The organism is Streptomyces sp. NRRL F-5135 (assembly GCF_000719775.1).
In the GTDB taxonomy this organism is placed as follows: domain Bacteria; phylum Actinomycetota; class Actinomycetes; order Streptomycetales; family Streptomycetaceae; genus Streptomyces; species Streptomyces hebeiensis.
In genome coordinates, this window is sequence record NZ_JOHR01000001.1 from 149,314 (window position 1) to 175,696 (window position 26,383).

18 protein-coding genes are annotated in these 26,383 nt (G+C 74.0%); 7 read left to right on the plus strand and 11 right to left on the minus strand.

Translation table 11 applies throughout. From position 1 onward, the window contains the following. Positions 1-109: 109 nt before the first annotated feature. Complete coding sequence (locus IG02_RS0100690; protein ID WP_030740163.1) at positions 110-1,573, plus strand: PP2C family protein-serine/threonine phosphatase; 1,464 nt, start codon at positions 110-112, stop codon at positions 1,571-1,573. 152 nt (positions 1,574-1,725) lie between these two features. Here the strand turns inward: IG02_RS0100690 and IG02_RS0100695 are convergent, their stop codons facing one another. Beyond that, on the minus strand, positions 1,726-3,219 hold the full coding sequence (locus IG02_RS0100695; protein WP_030740165.1) for a hypothetical protein: 1,494 nt from the start codon (positions 3,217-3,219) through the stop codon (positions 1,726-1,728). 233 nt (positions 3,220-3,452) lie between these two features. Here IG02_RS0100695 and IG02_RS0100700 point away from each other — a divergent pair, with 233 nt between their 5' ends. Together IG02_RS0100700 and IG02_RS0100705 are read left to right on the plus strand one after the other, a co-directional pair. Continuing rightward, a complete protein-coding gene (locus tag IG02_RS0100700; protein ID WP_030740167.1) occupies positions 3,453-4,574 on the plus strand; it encodes an aminoglycoside phosphotransferase family protein in 1,122 nt (373 codons plus the stop codon). A gap of 355 nt (positions 4,575-4,929) precedes the next feature. Continuing rightward, positions 4,930-6,891 carry an N-acetylmuramoyl-L-alanine amidase gene (locus IG02_RS0100705; RefSeq protein ID WP_037801925.1) on the plus strand — a complete coding sequence of 654 codons (1,962 nt, stop codon included), beginning with the start codon at positions 4,930-4,932 and terminating at the stop codon, positions 6,889-6,891. 147 nt (positions 6,892-7,038) lie between these two features. Here IG02_RS0100705 and IG02_RS0100710 read toward each other — a convergent pair whose 3' ends face one another. Then, on the minus strand, positions 7,039-8,148 hold the full coding sequence (locus tag IG02_RS0100710; protein WP_030740173.1) for a hypothetical protein: 1,110 nt from the start codon (positions 8,146-8,148) through the stop codon (positions 7,039-7,041). A 305-nt stretch (positions 8,149-8,453) separates the two neighbouring features. Here IG02_RS0100710 and IG02_RS0100715 point away from each other — a divergent pair, with 305 nt between their 5' ends. Further along, positions 8,454-9,137: a flavin reductase family protein gene (locus IG02_RS0100715; protein WP_051764240.1), complete on the plus strand. Its 684-nt coding sequence runs from the start codon at positions 8,454-8,456 to the stop codon at positions 9,135-9,137. On the opposite strand, the gene IG02_RS0100720 is transcribed toward IG02_RS0100715, so the two are convergent. From IG02_RS0100720 to IG02_RS0100735, 4 genes are all read right to left on the minus strand, one after another. Further along, positions 9,116-11,419: a glycosyl hydrolase family 95 catalytic domain-containing protein gene (locus IG02_RS0100720; protein WP_030740179.1), complete on the minus strand. Its 2,304-nt coding sequence runs from the start codon at positions 11,417-11,419 to the stop codon at positions 9,116-9,118. The genes IG02_RS0100715 and IG02_RS0100720 overlap by 22 nt on opposite strands. A gap of 297 nt (positions 11,420-11,716) precedes the next feature. Then, positions 11,717-12,217 (minus strand): hypothetical protein, encoded by a 501-nt coding sequence (locus IG02_RS0100725; protein WP_030740181.1) that lies wholly within the window; start codon positions 12,215-12,217, stop codon positions 11,717-11,719. A gap of 134 nt (positions 12,218-12,351) precedes the next feature. Continuing rightward, positions 12,352-12,966 carry a CGNR zinc finger domain-containing protein gene (locus IG02_RS0100730; RefSeq protein ID WP_030740184.1) on the minus strand — a complete coding sequence of 205 codons (615 nt, stop codon included), beginning with the start codon at positions 12,964-12,966 and terminating at the stop codon, positions 12,352-12,354. A 230-nt stretch (positions 12,967-13,196) separates the two neighbouring features. Beyond that, positions 13,197-13,439, minus strand: coding sequence for a DUF397 domain-containing protein (locus IG02_RS0100735; RefSeq protein WP_030740187.1), 243 nt, complete (start codon positions 13,437-13,439; stop codon positions 13,197-13,199). Between the two features lie 317 nt (positions 13,440-13,756). On the opposite strand from IG02_RS0100735, the gene IG02_RS0100740 reads away from it, so the two are divergent. Beyond that, entirely contained in the window at positions 13,757-15,130 is a 1,374-nt protein-coding gene (locus tag IG02_RS0100740) for a jacalin-like lectin (RefSeq protein ID WP_051764242.1), read from the plus strand. A 179-nt stretch (positions 15,131-15,309) separates the two neighbouring features. Here the strand turns inward: IG02_RS0100740 and IG02_RS0100745 are convergent, their stop codons facing one another. Next, entirely contained in the window at positions 15,310-16,416 is a 1,107-nt protein-coding gene (locus IG02_RS0100745; protein WP_030740193.1) for a calcium:proton antiporter, read from the minus strand. A 288-nt stretch (positions 16,417-16,704) separates the two neighbouring features. Here IG02_RS0100745 and IG02_RS0100750 point away from each other — a divergent pair, with 288 nt between their 5' ends. After that, entirely contained in the window at positions 16,705-18,384 is a 1,680-nt protein-coding gene (locus tag IG02_RS0100750; RefSeq protein ID WP_030740195.1) for a serine hydrolase domain-containing protein, read from the plus strand. Positions 18,385-18,411: 27 nt separating this feature from the next. On the opposite strand, the gene IG02_RS0100755 is transcribed toward IG02_RS0100750, so the two are convergent. The 3 genes from IG02_RS0100755 to IG02_RS0100765 form a co-directional block, all read right to left on the minus strand. Next, positions 18,412-19,962 (minus strand): phytoene desaturase family protein, encoded by a 1,551-nt coding sequence (locus IG02_RS0100755; protein WP_030740198.1) that lies wholly within the window; start codon positions 19,960-19,962, stop codon positions 18,412-18,414. Between the two features lie 152 nt (positions 19,963-20,114). Then, positions 20,115-22,454 carry a serine/threonine-protein kinase gene (locus IG02_RS0100760; RefSeq protein WP_030740201.1) on the minus strand — a complete coding sequence of 780 codons (2,340 nt, stop codon included), beginning with the start codon at positions 22,452-22,454 and terminating at the stop codon, positions 20,115-20,117. A gap of 18 nt (positions 22,455-22,472) precedes the next feature. Continuing rightward, entirely contained in the window at positions 22,473-23,387 is a 915-nt protein-coding gene (locus IG02_RS0100765) for an oxygenase MpaB family protein (RefSeq protein ID WP_051764374.1), read from the minus strand. 243 nt (positions 23,388-23,630) lie between these two features. Between IG02_RS0100765 and IG02_RS0100770 the strand changes: the two genes are divergently transcribed. Next, on the plus strand, positions 23,631-25,214 hold the full coding sequence (locus tag IG02_RS0100770) for an ATP-dependent DNA ligase (RefSeq protein WP_030740206.1): 1,584 nt from the start codon (positions 23,631-23,633) through the stop codon (positions 25,212-25,214). Positions 25,215-25,262: 48 nt separating this feature from the next. On the opposite strand, the gene IG02_RS0100775 is transcribed toward IG02_RS0100770, so the two are convergent. Continuing rightward, on the minus strand, positions 25,263-26,258 hold the full coding sequence (locus tag IG02_RS0100775; RefSeq protein WP_030740209.1) for a GlxA family transcriptional regulator: 996 nt from the start codon (positions 26,256-26,258) through the stop codon (positions 25,263-25,265). Between the last annotated feature and the right edge of the window lie 125 nt (positions 26,259-26,383).

Below are 26,383 nucleotides of genomic sequence, written 5' to 3' on the forward strand. Positions count from 1 at the left end.
ACCGGATCGAGTGTTGCCAAACTCCTTACGGCCCGCGTGCGCTTGTGCAACAGTCGGAACGGTCCATCACCCGGACAACGACAGTGCCGCGCCCCTATCGGAGTTCGAGATGCCGTCCCCCCTGTTCGCGGACCGTCCCGCCCCGCGTCCCCACGAGCGGGACACGGTCGAAGCGCTGATCACGCAGACCCGCCGGCTGCGGGGTGACGTGGACGCCGTGCGCCGGGACACCGCGGCCGACGAGGACGACGACGCGCTGTGGCGCTGGCAGCGCGCGCTCTGCGATCTGGCGGTGCACCAACTGGACGACCTGGGCGCACAGTTGGACCAGCTGAAGGCCGGGCGCCCGGACGGCACCGGCGTCGGCTCCGGACCCGTCGCCGACGCACGGGGACCACAGGCGGCTCCCCCCGCCCATGGCCGGCCGTGTCCCGCGGCCCCCGGTGCCGCGCCGCCCGGGCGGGTCGGCAGCGCCGAGTGGAACCTGCTCACGGATGAGGTGAGCTGGTCGGACGAGCTGTACGCGATCTTCGGACGGCCGCCCGGGAGCGGGCCGTTGACCCTGGACGAACTCCCGTCCCTGGTCCACCCCGACGACCAGCCGCTGCTCACCCAGATCGTCACCGACTGTCTGATCGACGGCAAACCCATCGACGGCGAGTTCCGCGTCGTCAGGGCGGACGGCCGGATCCGTACGGTGCACATGCGGGGCGAGCCGGTCCTCGACCCCGGGGGCTGCACCGCCTCGATGTGGGCGGTGCTCCGGGACATCAGCGAACTGCGGCAGGGCGAGCGGCTGGTGCGCGAGACCCGCGACCGGCTGCGGCAGGAGGAACAACTGGCCCGGACCGAGCACCGGATCGCGACCGAGGTGCAGGAGGCCGTCCTGCCCTCCTGGCGGGGCTCGGCGCAGCTTCCGCGCGGCGGCCCGGCCGTGCTGGACCTGGCCGCGCGCCAGCTGCCCGCTGCCTGCCCCACGGCGGTCGGGGGCGACTGGTACGACGCGCTCGAACTGCCCGGCGGCGACACCCTGCTCACCGTGGGCGAACTGACCGGACAGGGGGTGGCCACGGCCTCGTCCATGGCGATGCTGCTGGGCGCGCTGCGGGGCATGGCGGTGGCGGGCATCGAGCCGGGGGCCCTGCTCGGCCATCTCGGCCAGCTGATCGACAGGGCGGAGCGGCCCGTGCTGGGCGGAGTCCTCTGTTCCCGCTTCCACCCCCCGACAGCCACCTTCTCCTGGGCGCAGGCGGGCCACCCCGCCCCGCTGCTGTTCCGCGACGGGACGGGGTGTGCGCTGACCCCGGCGGACGGCGTGCTGCTGGGGGCGACCTCGGGGGCCGTCTACGAGCAGGCCGAGATCAGGCTGCTCCCCGGTGACCTGCTCGTGCTGCACACCGACGGACTCACGTGCGAGGGTGACGCGGCGGGCCGGGACCGGCTGCTGGCGCTGGCGCCCCACCTGGCCGGGGTCTCCACGGCACAGGAGGGTGCGGCGGTGGTCGCCGGGGCGTTCGCCGGAGCCGAACGCCTGGACGGCGCCAGTGTGATGGTCGCCAGGCTCCGCGGCTGACCCCGCTCCCGCCGGTCACGGCCGGACAGCCGGCAGGGCCGGTCGCCGACCGTTGCCGCATGCCGTCGTCATGACCCGACGCGGCGAGCACGACCGCGACCGCGCGCGAGGACCGCGCCGGAACGGCACCGCCGCTCCGGACGCCCGCGCGCTCAGGCGTCGGCGAGTCCCGACTTCCTCACCGGGGCGCTCGGCAGGGCCTGTTCGATCTCCTCGCGCAGGTCCCGGATCTTCTCATGGGTCGCGTACCGGCCGGTCAGCCGGTACATCTCGCGCAGCCGGTGCCAGGTGCGGTGCGAGGAGGTCTCCCCCATCGACACCAGCGCCAGTCTCGCGTACCGGTCGGCCTGTTCGGGGTCGTCCGCGATGAAGCAGGCGGCCGCCATCGAGATGTAGTCGAAGATCTTGGACCGCTGGCGGCCGCCGACCCGCAGCTCCAGCGCCTTCCTGGCGTGCCGCTGCGCCGTCGCCGCCGCCGAGGGTTCGTGGTCGGCGAGGGTACGGAACGCCAGCGCCTCCATTCCGTACAGATCGGCGTCGTCGAACATCTGCATCCAGCAGGGCGGCGGCACGTCCCCCTTGTCCGAGGCGAACAGTTCCTCCGCCTCCCCGAGGGCCCGGCGCATCGCCTGGCCGCGTCCCCTGGAGGCCTCGGCCCATGCCTCGATCGTGCGGAGCATGGCCCGGGTCCGCGGCAGGGTCCGGTCGCCGGAGCCCGACTCGGCCAGCTTCATCAGGTCGAGCGCCTCGTCGGGCCGGCCGAGGTGGATCATCTGGCGGGCCGCTCTGGACAGCGCCTCGCCCGCGCGCGGTCGGTCCCCGCCCTCGCGTGCCGCGTGCGCGGCGATGATGAAGTACTTCTGGGCGGTCGGTTCCAGGCCGATGTCGTGGGACATCCAGCCGGCCAGGACGGCGAGGTTGGCGGCGACGCCCCACAGGCGCCGCTGGAGATGGTCGGGGTGGCGGTAGGCGAGCATGCCGCCCACCTCGTTGAGCTGGCCCACCACGGCCTTGCGCTGGAGTCCGCCGCCGCGTGCGGCGTCCCAGGCGCGGAACACCTCGACGGAGTGCTCGAGGGCCTCGATCTCCTGAGAGCCGATGGGGGCGGCCTCGTAGCGGTCGGACCCGGCGAGTTCGGCGTGCAGGGGGTCGTCGAGCCGGGGGGCGTCGGAGGACAGTACGGGGTCGGAGTGCAGCCAGTCGTGCATGGCAGTGGTGATTGCTGAGCCCGCGGTGAGCGCTGCACCCGCGCCCACCAAGCCGCGTCGGTTGAGCATGAGGTCCATTCCCGTGAATTCGGTGAGGACCGCCGCCGTGCGGTCGGGAGCCCACGGGAGGGCGTCGGGGTTGTCGGTCTTCCCGGCGTCCCGTCGTCTCCCCGCGCGCCCGCTCCGTACGAACCCGAGGTCCTCGATGGTCACGACACGGCCGAGCCGCTCGGTGAACAGGGCCACCAGCACACGCGGCACGGGATCGCGCGGGGTCTCCCCCATGTCGATCCAACGCCGCACCCGCGAGGTGTCGGTGGCCAGCTGAGGGTGGCCCATGGCCGCCGCCTGCCGGTTCACCAGCCGCGCGAGTTCGCCCTTGGACCAGCCGGCCAGGCCGAACAGATCCGACAGACGGGTGTTGGGTTCTCCGCTCACGTCAAGCCCCCAGGTTCTCGGCTGCCTTGACAGTAGCCCCGGGTCAGGGGGCGGGCGACTATTCGCCAGGGTTTCGCCAGGGTCCGCCAGATGGTGTGCCACCCGCGCGGGGGTGTGGAGTAGGAACGCGTCACCCCGGCCCGGCGGCCGGACCGTACTCCCCAGGGTGCTGGGGCCGCCGGGCCGGGTGACGCCGTCAACTCGTCGGCGCGCGAAGGGATCTGTTTCGCCTCATGTACACAGCATCGTCCTCCGTGTCCGCCCCGCCCCGGTCGCCGCGCACCGCCGCCCCGAGCAGCGGTCCGTATCTCGACCCCCACCACGCAGGCCGGAACCGGCGTTGGGCGGGAGCTGTCACCCAACCCCTCAGCGGGAGAATCGACGTGTCGGGGCCCCAGGGCGCGCAGTTGCGGATGGCGATCGCCTCGGTGCACCGGATCTGTCCGGAGTTCAAACCGGCGCAGGTGCTGCGCCGGAGCGGCCGCTCGGTCCTGCTGGTGGGGACGGCGGGACGCACCACCGCGGTCGCCAAGTGCCTGCTGGACCACTCGCCGGTGTGGACGGAGCGGTTCCGGCACGAAATAGCGTCGTACCGCGCCTTCGTCCGGCACCGCCCGCCGGTTCGGGCGCCCCGGCTGATCGCGGCGGATCCGGAGAACTGCGTCCTCGTGATCGAACGGATGCCGGGGCGGGCCGCTGCCCTGGCCCGCCATCCGGCCGAGGCCCCGCCCCGCGCCGACATCCGGACGGCGGTGGGCGCCGTCCACCGGCTCAATGCGTGGCGCCCGCCGGCCGGTATGTTCGGCGCGCCCCTCGACTACGCGCCCAGGATCGCCCGTTACCACGAGCTGGGCCTGTTCACGGACCGGGACCTGGGCGACCTTCAGAAACTGCTGCACGGCCTCGCGATCGGCAAGCAGGGCATGAGCCAGTTCTGTCACGGGGACGCTCTGCTGTCCAACGTCCTGCTCTCGCCCGCGGGCCCGGTGCTCGTCGACTGGGAGCACGCCGGCTGGTACCTGCCGGGTTACGACCTGGCCACGCTGTGGGCGGTGTTGGGGGACGCGCCCGCGGAGCGGAAGCGGATCAGCCGGCTCGCGCAGGACCCGGGACCGGCCGCCCGGGACGCGTTCCTGGTCAATCTGATGCTGGTGCTGACCCGGGAGATCCGGATGTACGAGACGGCGGTGCAGCGCGCGCTGCGGGAGACGACGGCTCCCGGTGCGGCTCCGGCGTCCGCGCAGGCCCGGACCGGTCCGCCGGCGGGCGAGGAGCAGCGGCTGCTGCTGCGACGGCTGCACGACGACTGCGCGATGGCGCGTCGAGCGGTGCGGGCGGCGGTCGGTACCCGCTGACGGCCGTCGGGACGCGGGCCCGCTACCGGGAGGCCGACGGATGACGGCGACGGCGACGGCGGAGTGACCGGTATCCGGTCATTGGTTCACTCCTCCGACGCCCCGCAGGCCCGCGCGCCGCCGTGGCGGAAACGCCCGTAAGAGGCCGTCCCCCACCTCTCCCACCGACGCGTTGACGTGCGAAGTCCTCCCGGTGGCGCCTCATTGACGGATCGTCCGGGACCCGGTACGTCTGTACTCCAGCCGACCCGGCAGGTCCGTCGCGCAGCACTCGTCACCGGAGGCCGCATTGCACGGTTACCCCTCTCCTCGCCCGAGAACTTCCCGCAGACGTGTGCTGGGCGCGGGCGGTGTCATGGCGTCCGTCGCCCTTCTGCTGCCTCTCGTCTCGGCCGGGCCCTCGGCCACCGCCGAGCGGCCGGACAGCGGCACACTGCAACAGGAGTTCACCGCCGCCGCCGAGCGCCATCGGGTGCCTTCGAGCGTGCTGCTCGGTGTCTCGTACCTCCAGTCCCGCTGGGACACCCATCGTGGCGCCCCCAGCGTCAGCGGCGGCTACGGGCCGATGCATCTGACCGACGCGCGCACCGCGCTCGCCGAGGCGCCGCACCACGCGGACGGCACGGAGGACGCCCGCGGTGACACCTCCCGGCCGCCGAAGACCGGGGAAGAGGCCGGAAAACGCGCCGTCCGGGCCGCCGCTCCGCCCGGCGGGAACACCTTTCCCGCGCGACTGCGCACCGTGGACCGCGCGGCCGCACTCACCGGGCTGCCCGCCCGCGCGTTGCGCGAGAACCCCGCCGCGAACATCGAGGGCGGCGCCGCGCTGCTGGCCGCGGCGCAGCGGGAACTGAAGCGGCCGCCGAGCCCGGATCCCGCGGACTGGTACGCGGCGGTCGCCCGGTTCTCCGGAGCCGACGACGCCGCCACCGCCACGGCCTACGCCGACGACGTCTACGCGGTGATCAGGAAGGGCGAGCGGCGGACGACGGACAGCGGACAACGCGTGGCGCTGCGCGCGGAGCCGGGCGTCGCGCCGGACCGCGCGGAGGTAGCACGGCTCGGCCTGCGCCGGACCGCGGGTTCGGGTCCGGGTTCGACGGAGTGCCCGCGTACCGTCGCCTGCGAGTGGGTCCCGGCGCCGTACGAGGAATTCGGGGACGGCGACTACGGCAACCACGACAAGGCGGACCGGCCGGCGTCCCAGTCCGTCCGCTACATCGTCATCCACGACACCGAGGGCTCCTGGGACACCACCCTCAAGCTGATCAAGGACCCGACGTATGTGTCGTGGCACTACACGCTGCGCTCCTCCGACGGGCACATCGCCCAGCACGTGGCCGGCCAGGACGTGGCCTGGCACGCCGGGAACTGGTACGTCAACTCGAAGTCCATCGGGCTCGAACACGAGGGGTTCCTCGCCGCGCCGGACGCCTGGTACACGGAGGCGATGTACCGCACCTCCGCCCGGCTGGTGAGGTACCTGGCGCAGCGGTACGGCATCCCGCTCGACCGGCGCCACATCATCGGCCACGACAATGTGCCGGGCACGACCGCCGCGTCGATCCCCGGGATGCACACCGACCCGGGCCCGTACTGGGACTGGGCGCACTACTTCGAGCTGCTCGGCAAGCCGTTCGAGGCACCCGGGCACGCGGGGCCCCGGGAGGCGGCCCCGGCGGTGGTGACGATCCGGCCCGACTACCCGGCGCACAAGCCTCCGTACACGGGCTGCGAGAAGGCGGGCCAGGCGTGTGCTCCGCACGGCTCGGGAGCGGTACGGCTGCACACCGCGCCGGACGAGAACGCGCCGCTGGTGAAGGACATCGGCCTGCGGCCCGGCGGCGGGGATTCCACGACCGACGTCAATGACCTGGGGGCGCGTGCCTCGACCGGTCAGAGCTACGCGGTCGCCGGCCGTCGGGGCGACTGGAGGGCGATCTGGTACCTGGGGCAGAAGGCGTGGTTCCACGATCCGCGCTCGGCTCCCACGGCGGTGGCCTCGCGGGCGCGGGTGCTGACGCCGAAGGCCGGGCTCGCGGAGGTGCCGGTGTACGGGCGCGCGTACCCGGAGGCGGCCGCGTACCCGCCGGACGTACCGGTGCAGACGGTCTCGCCCCTCCCTTACAAGCTGCTCGCCGGGCAGCGGTACGTGGTCGGGGACCGGGGGCCGGGCGAGTACCTGTACGCGCCGACCTTCGACATCGCGCGGCACCGGGTGGTGCGGGGCGAGGAGCTGTACTACGAGATCCAGTTCGGGCACCGGATCGCCTATGTGAAGGCCGCCGACGTGGAGGTGCGGTCGGCGGGCCGCTGAGCGAACGGCGGCCCTCGCGGGGGCCGGGTGTCGCCGGGCACGGGGGACCCGACGACACCCGGCGGGGCCCGCGGGCCGGCCCGACGGCCAAGGTCCGGGGCACCCGCGGGTCGTGACGCACCGGCCGGGTCGGTCAGCGGGCGGTCGTCAGTAGCGCAGGATCGCGGCGATGTGCTCGTGCTCGGCGAGCGTGCTGTCCGGCAGGAACACCACCTCCGCGCTGCCGTCCAGCGCGGTCTCGACCAGTTCGTCGACGATGTCGTCCCGTACGTCCGGCCGCGTCGCGGTCTCGTCGTTCACCGGCACCAGGTGGCCGTCGCAGACCCGTACCGTCCGGCGGTAGTGCTCTTCGAGCGCGACCAGGTCGGCCCGTTTCTCCCGCACCGACTCCCACACCTCGTCGAGCCCGGCGGCGAAGGTGCGCCGGCTCTTGGCGTCGCCGAGCCGGTCCAGCACCTCGCGCCGCTGCCGCCGGGCGTGGTCCTCGACCACCGGTCGCAGCTCCCTGCGCAGGACCGGGGCGGGACCGTCCACGAGGCCGCCCTTGGCCAGTCGCCCGGCCGCCTGGGAGACGGCGTTGCCCGCCTCCGCCAGCAACGCGAGCGCGGGCGGGAGGCCGACCAGGTGCAACGGCCGGGGCCTGCGCGCGAGTACCGCGCGCACCGCGTCGTCCACGGACCGCAGGAACCGGCGGGTCTCCTCGTCGGTGAAGGTGCTCGGTGTGTCGCCGACGCGCTCCTCCCGCTCGACGTCCCAGGTCTCCGTCGGCGCGGTCATGGGGAAGCCGTCGCCCCGGTGCTCCTGGAGCGACTCGCCCGTGCCGCTCCACAGCGTGGCCCGGTCGGCGGCGACCCCCAGCGCCCAGTACGGCCGGGACTGGGCGAAGGCCGCGACCAGGTTGCGGGTGAGGTAGGAATCGGAGAACACGACCCGAGTGGGGACCTCGCGCGGGAGGTACCAGACGCGGTGCTCGTCGGCGTCCGCGTGGATCAGCAGTCCGTCGAGCAGGAGGCGTGCCTCGACGGACGCGACCGCACGGCCGAGCTGGGTCTGGACGGCGGCCCGGGTGCGCCGGTCCACCTTCGGGTCGGACTCGAGCCGGCGCTCGGCCTCGGCGAGGAGGTTGCGCAATTGGACCGCGTCGCGTTCGCCCCGCGGGTCGCGCCGGTGCGTGGGCATGGTCAGGGATACCGCCGGGTACGGGCGCGGGGCGCGCAGCTCGCGCAGGACCTCGGGCGTCAGAACGTTGCTGTCCATGCTGTCCCTTCGCTCGGTGGAGGCCGGCGGCGGACGGAGGAGGACCGGTGCGGGCCTGGCGGGCACATGCCCATTTTCCTCGATACCGCCCGGTTCCGCAGCGGGACGCCGCTTCGGCGCGGCGGGGCCCGCCAGGACACGACGGGACGGAACTCGACAGCAGGGGCCCCCGGGGGGCGAAAGCGCGTCGGCCCCGTGTACGCCGGGCGCCCGTGTGGGCCACGGGGGCCACGGGCCCACCGGGTCCGTCGTCACTCGTGACACTTCGGCGCCCGCCGAAACGACCGGATCCTAGGCTGCCGCTCATGCACACAGCACCTCCCAGCGCCTTGTCCGCGAAGACCGCCGCCACCCATCTGCCGATCGAGCCGAGCATCCTGTACTTCGGGACGCCCGTGGTGCTCCTGTCGACGGAGAACGAGGACGGCTCGTTCAATCTCGCCCCGATGTCCTCCGCGTGGGCGCTCGGACAGACGGTCGTGATCGGCCTGGGCCGCGAGGGGCAGACCGCGTACAACCTCGGCAGCCGGCCCGACCTGGTCATCAGCCTGCCGGCCCCCGCCCAGTGGGCGGCGGTGGAGAGGCTGGCGCCGCTGACCGGCCGGAATCCCGTGCCCGCGACCAAGGCCGAGGGCTGCCGCTTCGAGCCGGACAAGTTCGCCGCGGCGGGGCTGACGGCCGAACCGTCCCACCTGGTCCGGCCGCCCCGCGTCGCCGAATGCCCGATCCAGCTGGAGGCCCGCGCCGAGCGGGTGCGGCCGGACGTCTCCGGGGAGTTCGTCATCGTCGAGACCCTCGTGCACAAGGTCCACGCCGATCCGCGCGTCGTCGTCCCGGGCACCGACCACATCGACCCCGCCGCCTGGAGCCCCCTCGTCTACAACTTCCGCCACTACTTCGGGCTCGGCCCGGAACTCGGCCGTTCCTACCGTTCCCGGACACCCGGCGGCGGGCACGACGCGTCCGCTCAGTCCCCGGTGAACACGTAACGGCGTCCCGCGACGGTACGGAAGGTGTGCTCACCGCCGGGCAGCAACGTGCTGCGCAGCGTGACCGCTGCCGCCCGGTGCGCGCGCAGGACGATCCGGCGGGCCGTACCCCCGGACCAGTCGATGTCCAGGGTCGTCCCGCCGCGCGCCCGCAGCCCCGTCACCCGGCCCTCGGGCCAGGTGGCCGGCAGGGCGGGCAGGACCTCGATCGGGCCGTGGTGGCTCTGGACGAGCATCTCCGCGATGCCCGCCGTGGCGCCGAAGTTGCCGTCGATCTGGAACGGCGGGTGCGTGTCCCACAGATTGGCCAGGGTGGAGCCCCGCAGCTGCTCGGCGAGCATGGTGTGCGCGTGGTCGCCGTCCCGCAGCCGCGCCCAGAAATTGATCTTCCATGCCTTGCTCCAGCCGGTCCCGCCGTCACCGCGCGCGGTCAGGGACACCCTGGCCGCCTCGGCCCAGGGGCCGCCGGCCTCGATCTGGCGGCCGGGGTGGAGTGCGAACAGGTGGGAGACGTGCCGGTGGTCGTCGGTCGGGCTGTCCAGGTCGGCCTTCCACTCCTGGAGCTGTCCCCAGGAGCCGATCCGCAGTCCGGGGTCGAGCGCCGCGAGTGTCCGCTCCAGACGGTCGCGGAAGGCGACGGTGTCCCCCAGGGTCCTGGCGGCCTCCAGGGTGTTGGTGAGCAGGTCGTGGATGATCTGCTGGGACATGGCGGCGCCCGCCGTGACGTCGCCGTGCTCCGGTGAGTAGCTGGGGGTGGCGACGAGCGTTCCGTCGCGCGGGTCCGGACGCAGGGCGTCGAGCCAGAATTCGGCCGCCTCCTTCATCACCGGATAGGCGGTGGAGCGCAGGTAGCCGAGGGAACCGCCGAAGCGGTAGTGCTCGTAGAGCTGCTGGGTGAGCCAGGCGGCGGCCTCCGGGAACCAGAAGGCGGTCGGGTAGTCGTGCACCCCGGTGAAACCGTAGGGGTTGGTCTCGTTGTGCACGACCCAGCCCGGCGAGCCGAACAGCGCCCGTGCGCTACGACGGCCGGGGGCGCGCAGGGCGGCGACGAAACGGTCGTAGGGGACGGTGGTCTCCGCCAGGTTGGTGACCTCGGCCGGCCAGTAGTTCATCTGGAGGTTGATGTTGACGTGGTAGTCCGCGGACCAGGGCGGGCTGACGCTGTTGTTCCACACGCCCTGGAGGTTCGCGGGCAGGGAGCCGGCGCGCGAGGAGGCGATGAGGAGGTAGCGGCCGTACTGGAAGTACAGCGCTTCGAGCGCACGGTCGGCGGCGGATCCGGTGCCCGCCCCGGCTCCCGCCCCGGTGCCGGTCCCGGGAGCGGTCCCGGGAGCGGTCCCGGCCTCCGCCCCGGTGTCGCCGTAGCGCGCCAGGAGTTCGTCGGTGGGCAGTGCGGGCAGGCGGCCCCCGAGGTCGAGCGTGACCCGGCCGAAGAGCGCGCGGTGGTCACGGATGTGCTCGGCGCGCAGGTCGTCGTACGGGCGGGCGACGGCGGTGTCCACCGTACGGGTGACCAGCCGGTGGGGGTCGTCGCCCCGGTAGCGCGGAAAGGTGTCCGCGTAGTCGGTGCCCGCGGCGAGGACGAACCAGGCGCTGTCCGCCCCGGTGACGGTGAGCGTCCCGTCGGCTCCCGCGCTGACCCGGCCGCCGGCGGCGCGCACCCGTATCCCCGCCTCGAAGCGCAGTCCGTTGTCCCGCAGAGCGCCCCGCACCGTGAGGCGGTCGCCGCGTGCGGCGGCGGTGAAGTCCTCGCGCGGCGAGGTGTACCGGAGGGTGAAGCCCACCTGTCCCGGCCGGTCGGCCCGGAACCGTCCGACGATCACCCGGGCGGGGAAGGAGGCGAAGAACTCCCTGGTGTACGTGGTGTCTTGGTGGGTGTACGTGACGGACGCGACGGCGGAGCCGAGGTCGAGCGCACGGCGGTAGGAGGCGTCGGGAACCGTCGGCGCCCCGGGCACGGCGATCTCCAGCTCACCGAGAACCTGATGGGCGCCGTAGCCGCGCTTGGCCTGGCCCAGCCGGGCGGCTGCCTCTTCCGGAGAGATACGGCCCGCCGCGTCGAGGCGTTCCCGGACGGCGTCGAGCGCGCCGGGGCGGGGCTCGGTCCAGTCGCCGTGGTCATAGCCGTCGGCCGCCCCCGGACCACCGGTCCACAGGGTCTTCTCCGTGACGACGAGCCGCTCGTCCCGCAGCGTGCCGAGGACGCTCGCGCCGAGCGCGCCGTTGCCGACGGGCAGCGACTCGCGCTCCCAGTCGGAGGCGGGCGCGCGGTACCAGAGCATGGGTCCGGGCGTCGGCTCAAGCGGCAACTCGAGCGAGGACTCGCGCACTGATTCATCGGATGGGTCGTCGGCTACGGCCGGGGACGGCACCGGCACGCCACCGACCAGGGCACCGGCTGCCCCGAGAGCAGAAGCGATGGTGGTTCTGCGGCGGATCCCAGAGGTCATGACCAGTCACGGTAAAAGTCGGATGACTGAATCGGCAAGAGACATGCATGAGACATGACAGATCCGCCCCCGCGGCAGCGGTGCGGAGGCGGATCGGTGGAGGGCGGGCCGGGAAGCCGCGCCGGAGCCTCAGCCCTGCTGGAACAGTTCCGCCGGGAGTGGCTTCAGCAGGGCGTAGAGATCGTCGGTGATCGGCCGGTCCCAGCTGGCGATCGTGACGAGCACATGGTCACTGCGGTCGAACTGCACGCAGGAGATGCGGCTTTCGGAGAGCTTGACGCGGCGCACGATCAGCAGGTTGTCCCCCTGCATGACGGGGATGTCCTCGGTGTCCACCACCTCGACGGGCTCGTCGTTCTCCAGCGCCAGCAGCAGCTGGGCGACCTCGAACGGGACCTGTCCGTCCGCCGGCTCGCGGGCCGGGGAGCCCTCGGGCAGGTTGCCGATGATCATCGCGGGGCCGCGCCCGCCGAAGAGGTCGTAGCGGAGGAAGACGCCCTGGCAGCTGCCGTCGGGGGCGGGCAGCAGACCGGCACCCAGGTTTCCGGGCCAGTCCCCCGGGTCCATGGCCAGGACGTCGAAGTCCGGACCCGCGGGTGTGGCGGCGCTGCGGCGGCGGAGGAAGGACATCTCACCATGGTACGGGTTCTCGCCACCTGTCCGGAGCCGGGTGAAGGCCGGTGCTGCGTCAGCCGGGGTTCGCCCCGCTCGCCGCCCGCGCCCGGTCGGCCGCACCCGGTCCGGAACGCCCGCCCCGGCCCGGGTCACGCCTGCGCCCGGTCCGGCACGCGGTGGCGCTCATGGTGGCGGGCGACGCGGGCACGGTTGCCGCAGGCAGGACGGCACCACTCCTGCCGCGGGTGTTCCTTGAGGAAGTACCGCACGCAGCGCGGCGCGTGGCAGGCGCGCAGCCTGTCCCGGTCGGGCCCGGCGAGGAAGGCGATGGCGGCACGGGCCAGCGCGGCGGACAGGGCCGCGCGCTCCCCGACGGACCGGGCCGGGCCGCTGTCCGCGGCGGGGACGGCCCCCTCCGGCCAGTCGAGCCGCGGCACGGTGGGCACGGCGGCGGCCGCCGCGTTGACCCGGCGCAGCGCCTCGACGGACGGCATCAGCCGCCGGGCGTCGGCGGAGCTCGGCGGCTCGGGCCGTACGGCTCGGGCGAACAGCGCCCGGATCGCGGCGCGCAACTCCCGCACGTCCGCGAGTTCGGCATCGCCCGCGGCGAACACCGCGGCGTCGAGATCCGGGGCGAGCTGGTCGGCGTGGGCCAGGACCCACCGGGCGAGCTCCCCCGGCGTGGTGAGATCGTCGGTCACTCCGCCCCGTCCGTCGTGACGGATGGTGAGGGCGAGGTCGAGGACGAGATCACGGGCAGCCATGAGCTAATGCTAACGTCACGATCAAACGTTAGATCCAGTGGCTGTAGCCCGGTTCCGGAACGGCCCGGCGAGCGGCTTCGGAAGCGGCCCGGCGCACGAGGCGGCACGCCGGGGCCGGTCGGCCGAGGCCGTCGGGACCGGCCGGAGCCCCGCGCCCACCCCCCGACCGGGCACGCACCGCACCGCACCGGCATCCCGTACGCTCCGACTGGCTACGCTGGCGCGCCCTGTCAGGTGAGGTCGAACTCCCCGTCGCGTGCGTTGATCACGAAGGCCCGCCACTCCGCCGGGGTGAAGATCAGTGAGGGGCTCTCCGGCCGGCCGCTGTTGCGCATCGCGATGAAGCCCTCGACAAAGGCGATCTGGACGTCCCCCCTGCCACGGCTGCCCGACCGCCAGTCGGCGTTGCTCAGATCGAGTTCGGGCTTGTCCCACCCCGAAAGCGGCTTGTGCGTGGTGGTGCGCTCTGCCACGTCCTGCTCCTCCCGCTGCGTCGTCCCGGGCCACCCTATCGATCGTGCCCGGTCCGTAACAGGCTGCGGTGATCGCCACCGCGAACCCCGGCGCCCGGCGCCCCTCCCCCGCACCGGCGAGGATTGTCGGCGCGTCAGCCACGCGCTAGCGTGCGGCAGCGCAGGTGAACCTCCCCCGGCACGGGCGCCTCATGCCGTGCGTGTCCTCGCGACGGAACCCCGGCACGGGTACGGCGTCACGGGCCTCGTCGATGCCCCGGCCCCCGCCCCGCGGCCGCCGGTCCCGCCGCACCCATCCCCCAGGAGTGCCTCCCACCATGCGCAGCCCGACACACCCGCCGACCCGCGTCCCGTTCCGCGGAGTCCTCGCCGCCGTGACGGCCGGCGTGCTCGCGCTCACCGGTCTCGCCACCGTCGGCACGGGACCGGCCACCGCGTCCGCCGCCGCGCCGCCCTCCGCGCGGTCCGGCTCGTTCTCCGTCCTCACCTACAACGTCGCCGGGCTCCCACTGGGCCTCGGCGACGGCAACCCCGAGGTCAACACCCCTTTGACAGGTCAGCGGTTGGGCCCGTACGACATCGTGAACGTCCAGGAGGACTTCAACTACCACGCGGCGCTGTACGCCAACGACGCTCACCCCTACCGCACCGCCACCAGCGGCGGCGCCGGATTCGGGGACGGCCTGAACACCCTGTCGAACCACTCGTTCGACGACTTCGAACGCGTCCGCTGGAAGAACTGCACCAACGCCGACTGCCTCACGCCGAAGGGCTTCTCCCTGGCCCGGGTCCGCCTCGCCGAGGGTGTCTTCGTGGACCTGTACAACGTCCACACCAACGCCGACACCACGGACGCCGCGCTCGCCGCCCGCCGCGCCAACATCGAACAGCTCTCCGACTTCATCCAGGTGTACAGCGCCGGCAACGCGGTCGTCGTCATGGGCGACACGAACACCCGCTACACCCGCACCGGCGACAACATCCGCACGCTTCTGACCGAGAACGGTCTGACCGACGCGTGGGTGCGGCTGGTACGGGGCGGTTCGGCCCCGGCCTCCGGGAGTGACGCGCTGGTCTGCGACGCGGCGGCGCCGACCGACACCTGCGAGGTCGTCGACAAGGTCCTCTACCGCGGCGGCCCGCTGGTGAACCTCGTGGCCACCCGCTACGCCAACGAGTGGCGAGGCTTCCTGGACACCGGCGGGAAGCACCTGTCCGACCACTACCCGCACACCGTCGGGTTCTCCTGGTCGCTGCCGGAGAACCGGCGGGCCTCCGACACCTTCGGCGGTCCGCACGGCACCGCGTTCAACGACGGTGACGACCTGCCCTCGGCGCCGGCACCCCGGACCCTCACGCTGCGCGGCGGATCCCGGCTCGACGCCGTCCGGCTCACGCTCGACGGAGGCACGGTCCTCGGGCACGGCGGTACGGGAGGCACGGCCACATCGCTCACCCTGGCCGCGGACGAGCATCTGACATCCGTCCGGCTGACCCGCGGCCAGAAGGACGGCCGGACGCGGATCTTCTCCGCCGCGTTCACCACCGACGCGGGCCGCGCCCTGTCGTCCGGCACGCCCACCTCGGACGCGGTCACCTACACGGCCCCGGCGGGGTGGCGGATCGTGGGCTTCACCGGCCGCGCGACCGACGAGATCGACAAGCTCGGCGTCGTCTACGCACCGCGCTGAGCGCTCCGTACGGCAACGGGCCGGGAGCGGAGCGCCCGTGCGGCGCCGGGCCGGACCGAGGGCGGGACGTCGGTCCGGCCCGGCGGCACGCCCCGCCCCCGGCACCGTGCGGTCCGCCTCCCGCGGCCCCGTCCGGAGGCCGGCCCCGTTCAACGGCCCCCTTCAGAGACCGGGCCCGTTCACGGGCTGATCGCCAGGAACACGAACGCCGTGAAGATTCCCAGGTGGACGCCGCCCTGGAGCAGCGTGGCCCGGCCCGGGGCGACCGTCAGCGCGCCCACCACGACCGTCAGGGCGAGCAGCACCATGTGCGTGGCGTCCAGGCCGAGCACCAGCGGTCCCGTCAGCCAGACCTTGGCGAGCGCGATCGCGGGGATGGTGAGCCCGATGCTCGCCATGGCCGAGCCGAGCGCCAGGTTGAGGCTGATCTGGACCCGTTCGCGGCGGGCCGCGCGCACGGCGGCCAGCGTCTCCGGCAGCAGCACCAGCAGGGCGATGACGACCCCGACGAAGGCCTGCGGCAGCCCGGCGGACGCCACGCCCGATTCGATGGCGGGGGACACCGTCTTGGCGTCCCCGACGACGGCGACCAGCGCCACCAGGAGCATCACCAGGCTCAGAACGGTGGCGCGTCGGCCGGGCAGCGGGGCGTGCGACTCCTCCTCGCGCACCGCGCCGCGCTGGGTGACGGGCAGGAAGTAGTCGCGGTGCCGTACGGTCTGGACCGCGACGAAGAGCCCGTACAGCACGAGCGAGGCGACCGCGGCGAAGCCCAGTTGCGCCGCGGAGAAGCGGGGGCCGGGCTCGCTGGTGGTGAACGTCGGCAGCACCAGCGTGAGGGTGGCCAGCGTCGCCACCGTGGCGAGCGCGGCTCCCGATCCCTCGGCGTTGAACACGGCGACCCTGCTGCGGACCGCTCCCACCAGCAGGCACAGTCCGACGATGCCGTTGCAGGTGATCATGACCGCGGCGAAGACGGTGTCCCGGGCGAGCGTGGCCGTCTTGCCGCCGCCGTCCACCATCAGGGTGACGATCAGCGCGACCTCGATGACGGTGACCGCGACCGCCAGCACCAGCGATCCGAACGGCTCCCCGACCCGGTGCGCGACGACCTCGGCGTGGTGCACGGCGGCGAGCACCGCCCCCGCGAGACAGAGCACGACCAGACCGACCGCCCAGCCGGGCAGGCTCCGTCCCCAGCCGAGGACGAGCGCGACCACCGCCAGCAGTGGTACGAGCACGGTCCACCGGGACGTCAGGGACCTGATGGCGCCACTGGTCGTCATACGCCCACGCTGCCAGAGGTGGCCCGGGCGCGCGCGCAGGGCTGCGCGGGAGGAGGACGCCACGAGGGGCGCCGCGACGGGTGCCCGGCGCGCGGCACTGCGCGCGGCACCGCGCGCGGCACTGCGCGCGGCACTGCGCGCGGCACCGCGCGGGACGAGGGCTCAGCGGCCGAGCGACACCGGAATGTACGGCACCGCGACGGTTGACAGCGCTTCCGTACGGCAAGAGAGTTCCCTGTGTCGCTCGGATATCGGAAGACGCTTTCATCATTCAGGGGAGGTCTGCTGATGGCGGTGGACGCCGCGGGCGGCGGGAGGACCACGCTTCGGCGCGGTTCCGCCGAGCGAGCCGGGCTGATCCGGCGTCAGCTGGACCGGCTGGTCGACGACGCCACCGCCTTCCTCGGCCCCTCCCCCACCCGTCCGTGGTACGCGGGCGCCGTCCTGCTCGCGGGGCGGGGCGGGACGGTGGCCCTGCACCGCCCGATCGGCATGGCCGTGCGCTACGCCGCGTACGACGAGAAGACCGACACGGCGGTGGAGCTGCCACCCGAGCGGCGCGTCCCGATGACCGAGGACACGGTGTTCGACCTGGCGTCGGTCTCCAAGCTGTTCACGTCCGTCCTCACCGTCCAGGCGGTCGAGCGCGGCGCGCTGGAGCTGGAGGGGAAGGCCGCCACGTACCTTCCCGAGTTCGGCGCGGCGGGCAAACAGGACATCACCGTACGGCAGCTGCTGACCCACACGTCCGGACTGCGCGCCTGGCTCCCGCTGTACGCGGAGCCGACCCACGAGGGGCGGCTGCGGCTGCTGTGGAACGAGGCTCCCGCGAGCCCGCCCGGGACGGCCTACCTCTACTCGGACCTCAATCTGATCGCCCTCCAGCTGGTTCTGGAGCACGTCACCGGCCGGAGACTCGACAGGCTGCTCCACGACGAGATCACCGGGCCGCTCGGGATGCGCCGTACGCGCTACGATCCGCCCGCCTCCTGGCGGCCGGGAATCGCCGCCACCGAGGACGCCCGGCCGCCGTGGTCCGGGCTCGACCGGGGCATGGTGCACGGCGAGGTGCACGACGAGAACGCGTACGCCCTCGGCGGGGTCGCGGGGCACGCGGGTGTCTTCAGCCGCGCCTGGGACCTGGCGGTGCTCGCCCGTACGCTGCTCAACGGCGGCGCGTACGGAAGGGCGCGGATCCTCGGCGAAGAGGCGGTGGAGCTGATGTTCACCGACTTCAACGCCGGTTTCCCCGGACACGCGCACGGCCTGGGCTTCGAGCTCCACCAGCACTGGTACATGGGCGCGATGGCCACGCCGCGCACGGCGGGCCACACGGGGTTCACCGGCACCAGCCTGGTCCTCGATCCGACGACCGACTCGTTCCTCGTCGTCCTGGGCAACTCCGTCCACCCGGTGCGCACCTGGCGCTCCGGCAGCGCGCCGCGCGTGGCGACGGCGGACCGGCTGGCCCGCGCCGTGCCGGTCCGCCCGGTGCCGGGGCGGGCCGCCTGGTTCTCCGGCATGGCCAACGGCACGACCGCGACCCTGACCCTGCCACCGGTTCGGACCCGGTCCGCGCACGGGGGGCTGAGCTGCTCGCTGTGGTGGGACACCGAACCGGACGCCGACACGCTGTTCCTGGAGGCGTCGGCGGACGGCGGGCGGAACTGGCGGCCGCTGCCCTTCACGACGGTGCGGCCGGGGCAGGAGCCGCGGACGCACCCGACGGGCTCGGTGACGGGGTGGTCGGGCCGGCGCACCCACCGGCTCAGTGCCTCGCTCGCCGGCCTGCGCGGCGAGGAGACGCGGCTGCGCTGGCGGTACGTCACGGACCGGCTCTACGTCGGGCGCGGGGCGTACGTGACGGGGCTGCGCGTTCAGGACGGCGGCCGGACCGTCTTCGACGAGGACCGGCCCGGGGACGCGGCACGGATCGAGGCGGTGGGGTGGGCGCTGTCCGCCGACTGACCCGTTCGGGTGAGCACCGCCGGCCGCTCATCGGCCCAGGACCGCCATCGCCGCGTTGTGGCCCGGCACCCCACTGACCCCGCCGCCCCGCACGGCGCCCGCGCCGCACAGCAGCACGTTGGCGTGCGCCGTCTCCACGCCCCAGCGCCCCGTCTCCTCCGTGGCGTAGGGGAAGGCCAGGTCGCGGTGGAAGATGTGGCCGCCGGGCAGCCGCAGGTCGCGTTCGAGGTCGAGCGGTGTCCTGGCCTCGACGCAGGGCCGTCCGTGCGCGTCCAGGGCGAGGCAGTCGGCGATCGGTTCCGCGAGCCGCTGGTCCAGCTGGTCCAGGGTGGCGGCGAGCAGCCGGGCGCGTACGGCGTCGTTGTCCTCGGCGAACAGCCGGGCCGGGGTGTGCAGTCCGAACAGCGTGAGGGTGTGGTGGCCGCTGCCCGCGAGGTCGGGCCCGAGGATCGACGGGTCGGTCAGGGAGTGGCAGTAGATCTCCGACGGCGGGGCGGTGGGCAGCCGCCCCGCGGCGGCCTCCTGATAGGCGGTGGCCAACTGTTCGTACCCCTCCGCGACATGGAAGGTGCCCGCGAAGGCCTCCCGCGAGTCCACGGAGGCGTCGCGCAGCCGGGGCAGCCTGCGGAGCAACATGTTGACCTTGAGCTGGGCCCCCTCCGCGGCGGGGGGCCGTTCCTCGCCGAGGAGGTCGGCGAGCGCCTGGGGCGAAGCGTTCACCAGGACATGACGTGCGGTGACCGTACCGTCCGTCGGGTCGGCCGCGGGTCCACCGGGGGTACGGAAGGCGACCTCCGCGGTGGCCCCGTCCGTGTCGACACGGGTCGCCTCGTGGCCGGTGACGATCTCCGCGCCGGCCGAACGCGCGGTGTCCGCCAGGGCGTCGGTGAGCGCGCCCATCCCGCCGACAGGTACGTCCCAGTCGCCGGTGCCGCCGCCGATGACGTGGTAGATGAAGCACCGGTTCTGTACGAGCGAGGGGTCGTGGGCGTCGGCGAAGGTGCCGATCAGCGCGTCGGTCAGCACGACGCCCCGCACGAGGTCATGGCGGAAGCGCTCCTCGACCGCGACGCCGATGGGCTCCTCGAAGAGCGTCCGCCAGGCCGTCGCGTCGTCCAGGTGGGCGCGGAGTTCGTCCCGGGTGAGCAGCGGCTCGGTGAGGATGGGGAAGATCCGCTCGGCCGCCCGCCGCGTCATGCCGTAGAAGTCCCGCCAGGCCGCGTACTCCCGCTCCCCGCCGGTCAGCACGGCGAGCGACGCGCGCGTACGGCCCTCACCCACCAGCAGGCCGCCGTCGCCCAGCGGTGTGTACGAGGACACGGTCCGCTTGCGGACGGCGAAGCGCAGCCCGAGCTCCCGCACGATCTTCCGGGGCAGCAGGGAGACGAGGTAGGAGTAGCGGGAGAGCCGCGCGTCGACCCCCTCGAACGGCCGGGCGGAGACGGCCGCCCCACCGGTGTTCCCGAGCCGTTCCAGCACGAGTACCGAGCGCCCGGCGCGGGCGAGATAGGCGGCGGCGACCAGACCGTTGTGGCCGCCGCCCACGATGACGACGTCGTACGAGAGATGTGCGGGCATGGCTCTTGGTAACACGCGGATGATCGCGGAGCCAGGGCGCGACGGGGGACGCCGCGCCCCCGCGTGCCACCGGGCGCGGGCCGGTAGTGGACGTGCCCGGCAGGCCGGCATCAGGGGAGCGGTGTCAGGCGGGCGGCGTCAGGGGAGCGGTGTCAGGCGGGCGGCGGCACGGGCCGCCCGCTCAGGGCCGCCGCCCTGCGGTACAGCTCCGCCGCCTCCGCCCGTCTGCCCAGCCGTTCCAGGCAGTGCGCCTCGTCGTTGCGGCCCGCCAGGGTGTCCGGGTGGGCGGGGCCCAGGACACGCTCCCTGTCCTCGGCGACCCGCCGGTACACGGGCAGGGCGTCGGACCAGCGCCCGAGCCAGCCGAGACCGACGGCGATCTCACGGCGGCTGACGATCGTGTCGGGATGGTCGGGGCCGAGGACGCCCTCCCGGGCCGCGCACACCTCGCGCGCCTCGGCCACCGCCTCCTCCCAGCGCATCAGCCGGCCGAGGCTGACCCCGAGGCCGTGGCGGGCCCGCAGGGTCTCCGGGTGCAGCGCTCCCTGCGCGCGGGTGCGGTCGTCGACGAGGACGCGGTACAGCTCCAGCGCCTCCGCGCCCCGGCCCAGCCGGCCCAGGCAGATGCCGGCCTCGTAGCGGGCGGCGAGGGTGTCCGGGTGGTGCGGGCCCAGTACCCGGGCGCGGGCCTCGGCGACGTCGCGGTAGCCGCCGAGCGCCTCGGCCCAGCGGCCCAGCCGCCCCAGCGCGTGCGCCACCTCGTACCGGGTGGCGAGCGTGTCCGGGTGCGCTTCGCCGAGCACCCGGGCGCGGCCTTCGGCGACCTGCCGCGCCGTGGCGTACGCCTCCTCCGGGCGACCCAGCAGGCCCAGGTTGTAGGCCAGGTTGTGGCGGCAGCGCAGGGTGTCGGGATGGTCCGGGCCCGTCGTGCGCTCGCGCGCGGCCAGGACCGCGGCGAAGATCTGGTGGGCCTCGAAGTGCCGGCCGAGTTCCCCGAGGACGTAACCCAGCTCCTGACGGGCGGCGAGCGTGTCGGGGTGATCGGGGCCGAGAACGCGTTCCCGGCCCTGGGCGACCTGGGTGAACTCGCGCAGTGCCCGCGCGGTCCGGCCGGTCCTCGCGAGGCTGATGCCGACCTCGTACCGGCTGCCGAGCGTGTCGGGATGGTCGGGCCCGAGGGCGTGCGCGCGTTCGGCGGCGACCGCCCGGTGCACCTCGCCGGCCTCCTCCCAGCGGCCCAGCCGGCCCAGGCTCAGCCCCGCGTTGTGCCGGCCGGCGAGCACGGCGAGCAGATCGGGCGACGGCGCGGCCGGTGCCGGCGGGAAGGCGGCGGTCGACACCGGAGCGTGCGAGGCCGCGGATCCGGACGGACGGGTCCACGCCCGCGTCAGACCGGCGCCGCCGTCCGGCGGGGCGGGCCACGGCCCCGGGGGGCCCACCGCCTTGTGCCCCGTCGTCATCCCGCGCGTCCAGGCCGGCAGCGGCGCCTCGGCGGCACCCCCCGAGGACGCGGGCGGGGACGAGGGCGGAGGCAAGGACGAGGACGCGGGCGGCGGAAACGCGGCGGGCCGCGCGTGGGGAGGGCCCGGCGGGGGCAGCGGCTCCGCTCCCGACTCCGCGGAGTGGCCGCGCGCCGCCGTACCCGCGCGCGCCGCGCCGATCCGGCGCCGGAGGTCACCCGCGTCCACGGGCCGTTCGTCGGGCGTCTTGGCCAGCAGACCGAGGATCAGCGGGTCGAAGAAGCCGGGGAGTTCGGGGCGGCGCCGGCTCGGCGGCTCGGGGATCGTGTCACGGTGGCCGACGAGGACGGACCAGGCGTCCTCCAGGTCGAACGGCGGGGCGCCGGTGGCGATCTCGTAGAGCACGCACCCCAGCGAGTACAGATCGCTGCGGTGGTCGACCTGGCCGCCGCCGATCTGTTCGGGCGACATGTAGTGCGGGGTCCCCATGGCGACGCCCGTACCGGTGAGCCGCGAGGTGAAACCGATGTCATGGCCGAGGCGGGCGATGCCGAAATCGCAGATCTTCACCGTGCCGTCGGTGAGCCGCATGATGTTGGCGGGCTTGAGGTCCCGGTGGACGATGCCCTGTTCGTGCGTGTACGCGAGGGCGTCCGTGATCTGTTCCGCGATGTCGACCACGTCGCGCACCGGGAGCGGCCGCCGCCCGTTGTCCTCCAGGAGCTGGCTGAGGTTGCGGCCCTCGAGCAGCTCCATGACGAGGTACAGGACGCCGTCGTCCTCGCCGAAGTCGTGGACGACCGTGACGCCCCGGTGCTGGAGGGCCGCCGCGACCCGCCCCTCGCGCCGGAAGCGCTCGCGCATGATCCGGGTGAACGAATGGTCCTGGCGGGGCGCCAGGGGCTTGAGGCACTTGACGGCGACCTGCCGGCCGAGCGACTCGTCACGCGCGCGCCAGACCTCCCCCATGCCGCCGCGCCCGATCAGGTCCAGCAGCTGGTAGCGGCCCTGGATCAGCCTGGTGTCCGCCATCGCGCGCCGTCGCCCCCGTCATCTCGCCGCCCTCCCCGGACCGTCCAGTATGGCCGCCGTGCGGTGGAGTGTGTACGGGTCCGGCCGCGTGCCGGGGCCGAGTCTGGCCGTCGCCCGCAGGATGTGCTTGGGCGGCAGCTGCCAGCGCACCCGGTCCGGGACGCAGCGCAGCAGGTTCCCGGCGGTCAGCAGCCGTCGGGTGACGGTCTCCGGTCCGGGCGCGGGCCTGCCGTACAGCTCGTGGGCGAAGGGCGGCAGCGCCTGGTACGCGAGCGACGCCACCCGCCGCCAGAGCGCCTCCCGCGCCGGGACGAGCGCGCGATGGACCGGCGGCCGGCTCAGGAAGGCGTCGATGTCGCGTGCCTCCGGGCCGCAGGCGAGCTCGGGACGGACCCGTTCGAAGTAGGCGGCGAGTTCCTCGGCGGAGGCGGGGGCCGCCGCCGGGTCGAGGCCGACCAGGCGGGCGGACTCGCGGTGTTCGGCGACGTAGGCGTCGGCCTGCGCGTCGGTGAGGGGTACGCCGGAGCGGCGTACGACGTGCAGGTAGGAGTCGATCTCGGCGCAGTGCACCCACAGCAGCAGCGCGGGTTCGTCGACGCCGTAGCGCTCGCCGGTGGCGGGGTCGGTCGCGGTGAGACGGCGGTGGATGCGGCGCACGCGCGCGCCGGCCCGCTCGGCGGCCTCGGTCGTGCCGTAGCTGGTGGTGCCCACGAATCCGGCGGTCCGGCGCAGCCGGCCCCAGGTGTCCTGCCGGACGTCGCTGTTCTGGAGGACGCCCCGGACGGCGCGGGGGTGCAGCGCCTGGAGGTAGAGGGCGCGGATCCCCGCGATCCACATCATCGGATCGCTGTGCAGCTGCCAGGTGACGGAGTCCGGCCCGAAGAGCCCCGGATCGGGCCGGGGGCGCACCGCGCCCCCGGCCGCCGTGCCCATGCCGTGCACGCCTGACGCGCTCGTACCGTCCGTCTCCGCCGTGCCCATGCCGTCCACGCCCCCGGCGCTCATACCGTCCGTGCCTCCCGCTCCGGCGCCTGCCGGACTCGTGCGGTCGTGCCGCCAGGGTAAGCCCGTCCGCGACACCCGTGTCCGGCCGTACCGCGGCGTGCCTCGGCCCACGAGCCCCGGGTCCCGGCGGCCGGACGGGCACGGCCGCGTCGTCCGGTGCACCATGGCCGCATGCTGTTGGCCCCGCTCGCCCGTGTCTCCCGGGAGGTCGCCGAGACGTCGGCACGGTCCCGGAAGATCTCGCTGCTGGCCGAGTTGTTCCGCACGGCCGGCCCCGAGGACGTGCCCGTCGTCATCCCGTACCTGGCGGGCCGGCTTCCCCAGGGCCGGATCGGGGTGGGCTGGAGTTCGCTGAAGGACCCGCCCGCGCCGGCGGACAGCGCCACCCTGACCGTGGGCGGGGTGGACCGCGCGTTCAGCGCGCTCGCGGCCGTCGCGGGCGCCGGGGCGCAGGCCGAGCGGCGGCGGCTGGTGCGGGAGTTGCTGGCGGCGGCGACCGGGGAGGAACAGCGTTTCCTGGTGGGACTGCTGACGGGAGAGGTGCGCCAGGGGGCACTGGACGCGATCGCCGTGGAGGCGCTCGCCCGGACATCGGGTGCCGGGGCGGCCCGGGTGAGGCGGGCCGTGATGCTGGCGGGCTCGCTGCAGCGGGTGGCGCGGCGGCTGCTGGCCGACGGGCCGGAGGCGCTGGAGGAGTTCCGGCTGACGGTGGGAAGCCCCGTCCTGCCGATGCTCGCGCAGAGCGCGGGGAGCGTCGAGGAGGCGGTCGAGCGGCTCGGCGACTGTGCCGTGGAGGAGAAGCTGGACGGCATCCGGGTGCAGGTGCACCGTTCCGGTACGACGGTACGCGTCTTCACCCGCGCCCTGGACGACATCACGGACCGGCTGCCCGAGGTGACGGCGCTCGCCCGGCGGCTCGACGGTGACGGGTTCGTGCTGGACGGCGAGGTCATCGCGCTGGACGAGGAGGGCAGGCCACGGCCGTTCCAGGAGGTCGCGGGGCGGGTCGGGTCCCGTACGGATGTGACGTCCGCCGCGGCGGCGGTGCCGGTGTCCCCGGTCTTCTTCGACGTCCTCGCGCTGGACGGCCGGGACCTGCTCGATCTGCCCTTCGCTCGGCGGCACGAGGCGCTGGCGCGGCTGGTGCCGGAGCCGGTGCGGGTACGGCGGGTGGAGGTCCGCGGCCCGGCGGGACCGAGTGGGCCGGGCGGTCCACCTGGTTCCCCGGGCGGGGCCGAGGCCGCGGAGTTCCTGCGCGGGACACTGGAGCGGGGGCACGAGGGCGTGGTGGTCAAGGCACTCGACGCCCCGTACAGCGCGGGCCGACGGGGAGCCGGCTGGCTGAAGGTGAAACCGGTGCACACACTGGACCTGGTGGTGCTCGCCGCCGAACGGGGCCACGGCAGGCGCACCGGCACGCTGTCCAATCTGCACCTGGGCGCCCGGCGGGCGGACGGTTCGTTCGCGATGCTGGGCAAGACGTTCAAGGGTCTGACGGACGCGATGCTCCAGTGGCAGACGGAGCGGCTGCGCGAACTGGCGGTGGGGGACGACGGTTTCACCGTGACCGTCCGGCCCGAGCTGGTGGTCGAGATCGCGTACGACGGCCTGCAGACCTCCTCCCGCTATCCGGCGGGCGTGACGCTGCGCTTCGCACGAGTGGTCCGCTACCGGGAGGACAAACGGGCGGAGGACGCGGACACGGTGGACACGGTTCTCGCCGCGCACGGCCGGCCGCCGGGCGGCCGCACCTGACGCCTCCCGCACCGGGCCCCGTCCATGGGCTGCCCGGAACACACGGGCTCACGTCATCCGGAGAGGTTCTGTCCTGGCCGGCCCTGGGGCGCGGTGGGCGCGGCGGTAGGCCAGTGGGGACAGGCCGAGGTGGGTGTTGAAGTGCTTGCGCAGCGCGACGGTGTTCCCGAAGCCGCAGGCCGTGGCGATCCGCGCGACGGTCAGGTCGCTGGATTCCAGCATGCCGCGTGCCTGGGTCAGCCGGCTCTGCAGCAGCCATTGGAGGGGGCTGGTGCCCACCTCGGCGCGGAAGCGCCGGGTGAACGTGCGCTCACTCATGTGGGCGTGGCGGGCCATGCCCCGCAGCGTGAGCGGCTCGGCCAGCCGGTCCAGTGCCCACTGGCGGGTGGCCGAGGTGGAACGGTCGGCATCCTTCGGCACCGGGTGCTCGATGAACTGTGCCTGTCCGCCTTCACGCCATGGAGCCACCACGCACCGTCGCGCCGCGGAGGTGGCCACGGTCGTGCCGTGGTCCCGGCGGACCAGATGGATGAACAGGTCGATGCCGGCGGCCCCGCCGGCAGCTGTCAGGACGCGTCCGTTGTCGACGAACAGCACGTTCGGATCCACCTCGACATCAGGGAACAGCCGGGTGAACCGGTCGCACAGCGCCCAGTGGGTGGTGGCCCGCTGTCCGTCCAGCAGGCCGGCCGCCGCGAGCAGGAATGCCGATGTGCACAGGCTGACGATGCGGGTTTCGGGTCCGATCCGGGCGAAGGCCGCGGCCAGCCGGGCGGGCAGCTCGCCGGTGGCGAGGAGGTGTCCGTCGGGCTCCTGGGTGGCGATCACTACGGTGTCCGCACTGTCCAGGAGTGACTCGTCGTCGTCGACGATGATCCGCATACCCTCGTTCGTACGGACCGGCCGGCCGCCGAGCGAGCAGGTCGTCACGGAATAGAGCCGTGCCCCGGCCGGATCGAGGGCCTCGTTGAGCACCCGGGCCGCGATGCCCAGGTCCATCGGCACGACCCCGTCGAGGGCGAGAACGGCGACACGATGCGGCATGGCCGGAATGGTACGACAGGTGGCTGCCGAGCCACTCACGACGTCCCCCCGGCGTCGGCGAGGCTGAAGCACGTGCCCGGGCCTCTGTCCCCCGGGCCGAAGAACATGCGAAGCGGATATGAGCG

Coding starts and splice junctions, on each gene's coding strand:
- IG02_RS0100725 (WP_030740181.1), bottom strand. CDS start 12,217: ATGTCCTTCCTCCGCCGCCGCAGCGCCGCCACACCCGCGGGTCCGGAC.
- IG02_RS0100710 (WP_030740173.1), bottom strand. CDS start 8,148: ATGGACAGCAACGTTCTGACGCCCGAGGTCCTGCGCGAGCTGCGCGCC.
- IG02_RS0100750 (WP_030740195.1), top strand. CDS start 16,705: ATGGCGGTGGACGCCGCGGGCGGCGGGAGGACCACGCTTCGGCGCGGT.
- IG02_RS0100720 (WP_030740179.1), bottom strand. CDS start 11,419: ATGCTCTGGTACCGCGCGCCCGCCTCCGACTGGGAGCGCGAGTCGCTG.
- IG02_RS0100775 (WP_030740209.1), bottom strand. CDS start 26,258: ATGCCGCATCGTGTCGCCGTTCTCGCCCTCGACGGGGTCGTGCCGATG.
- IG02_RS0100690 (WP_030740163.1), top strand. CDS start 110: ATGCCGTCCCCCCTGTTCGCGGACCGTCCCGCCCCGCGTCCCCACGAG.
- IG02_RS0100700 (WP_030740167.1), top strand. CDS start 3,453: ATGTACACAGCATCGTCCTCCGTGTCCGCCCCGCCCCGGTCGCCGCGC.
- IG02_RS0100715 (WP_051764240.1), top strand. CDS start 8,454: ATGCACACAGCACCTCCCAGCGCCTTGTCCGCGAAGACCGCCGCCACC.
- IG02_RS0100740 (WP_051764242.1), top strand. CDS start 13,757: ATGCGCAGCCCGACACACCCGCCGACCCGCGTCCCGTTCCGCGGAGTC.
- IG02_RS0100765 (WP_051764374.1), bottom strand. CDS start 23,387: ATGGGCACGGCGGCCGGGGGCGCGGTGCGCCCCCGGCCCGATCCGGGG.
- IG02_RS0100755 (WP_030740198.1), bottom strand. CDS start 19,962: ATGCCCGCACATCTCTCGTACGACGTCGTCATCGTGGGCGGCGGCCAC.
- IG02_RS0100745 (WP_030740193.1), bottom strand. CDS start 16,416: ATGACGACCAGTGGCGCCATCAGGTCCCTGACGTCCCGGTGGACCGTG.
- IG02_RS0100770 (WP_030740206.1), top strand. CDS start 23,631: ATGCTGTTGGCCCCGCTCGCCCGTGTCTCCCGGGAGGTCGCCGAGACG.
- IG02_RS0100730 (WP_030740184.1), bottom strand. CDS start 12,966: ATGGCTGCCCGTGATCTCGTCCTCGACCTCGCCCTCACCATCCGTCAC.
- IG02_RS0100705 (WP_037801925.1), top strand. CDS start 4,930: ATGGCGTCCGTCGCCCTTCTGCTGCCTCTCGTCTCGGCCGGGCCCTCG.
- IG02_RS0100760 (WP_030740201.1), bottom strand. CDS start 22,454: ATGGCGGACACCAGGCTGATCCAGGGCCGCTACCAGCTGCTGGACCTG.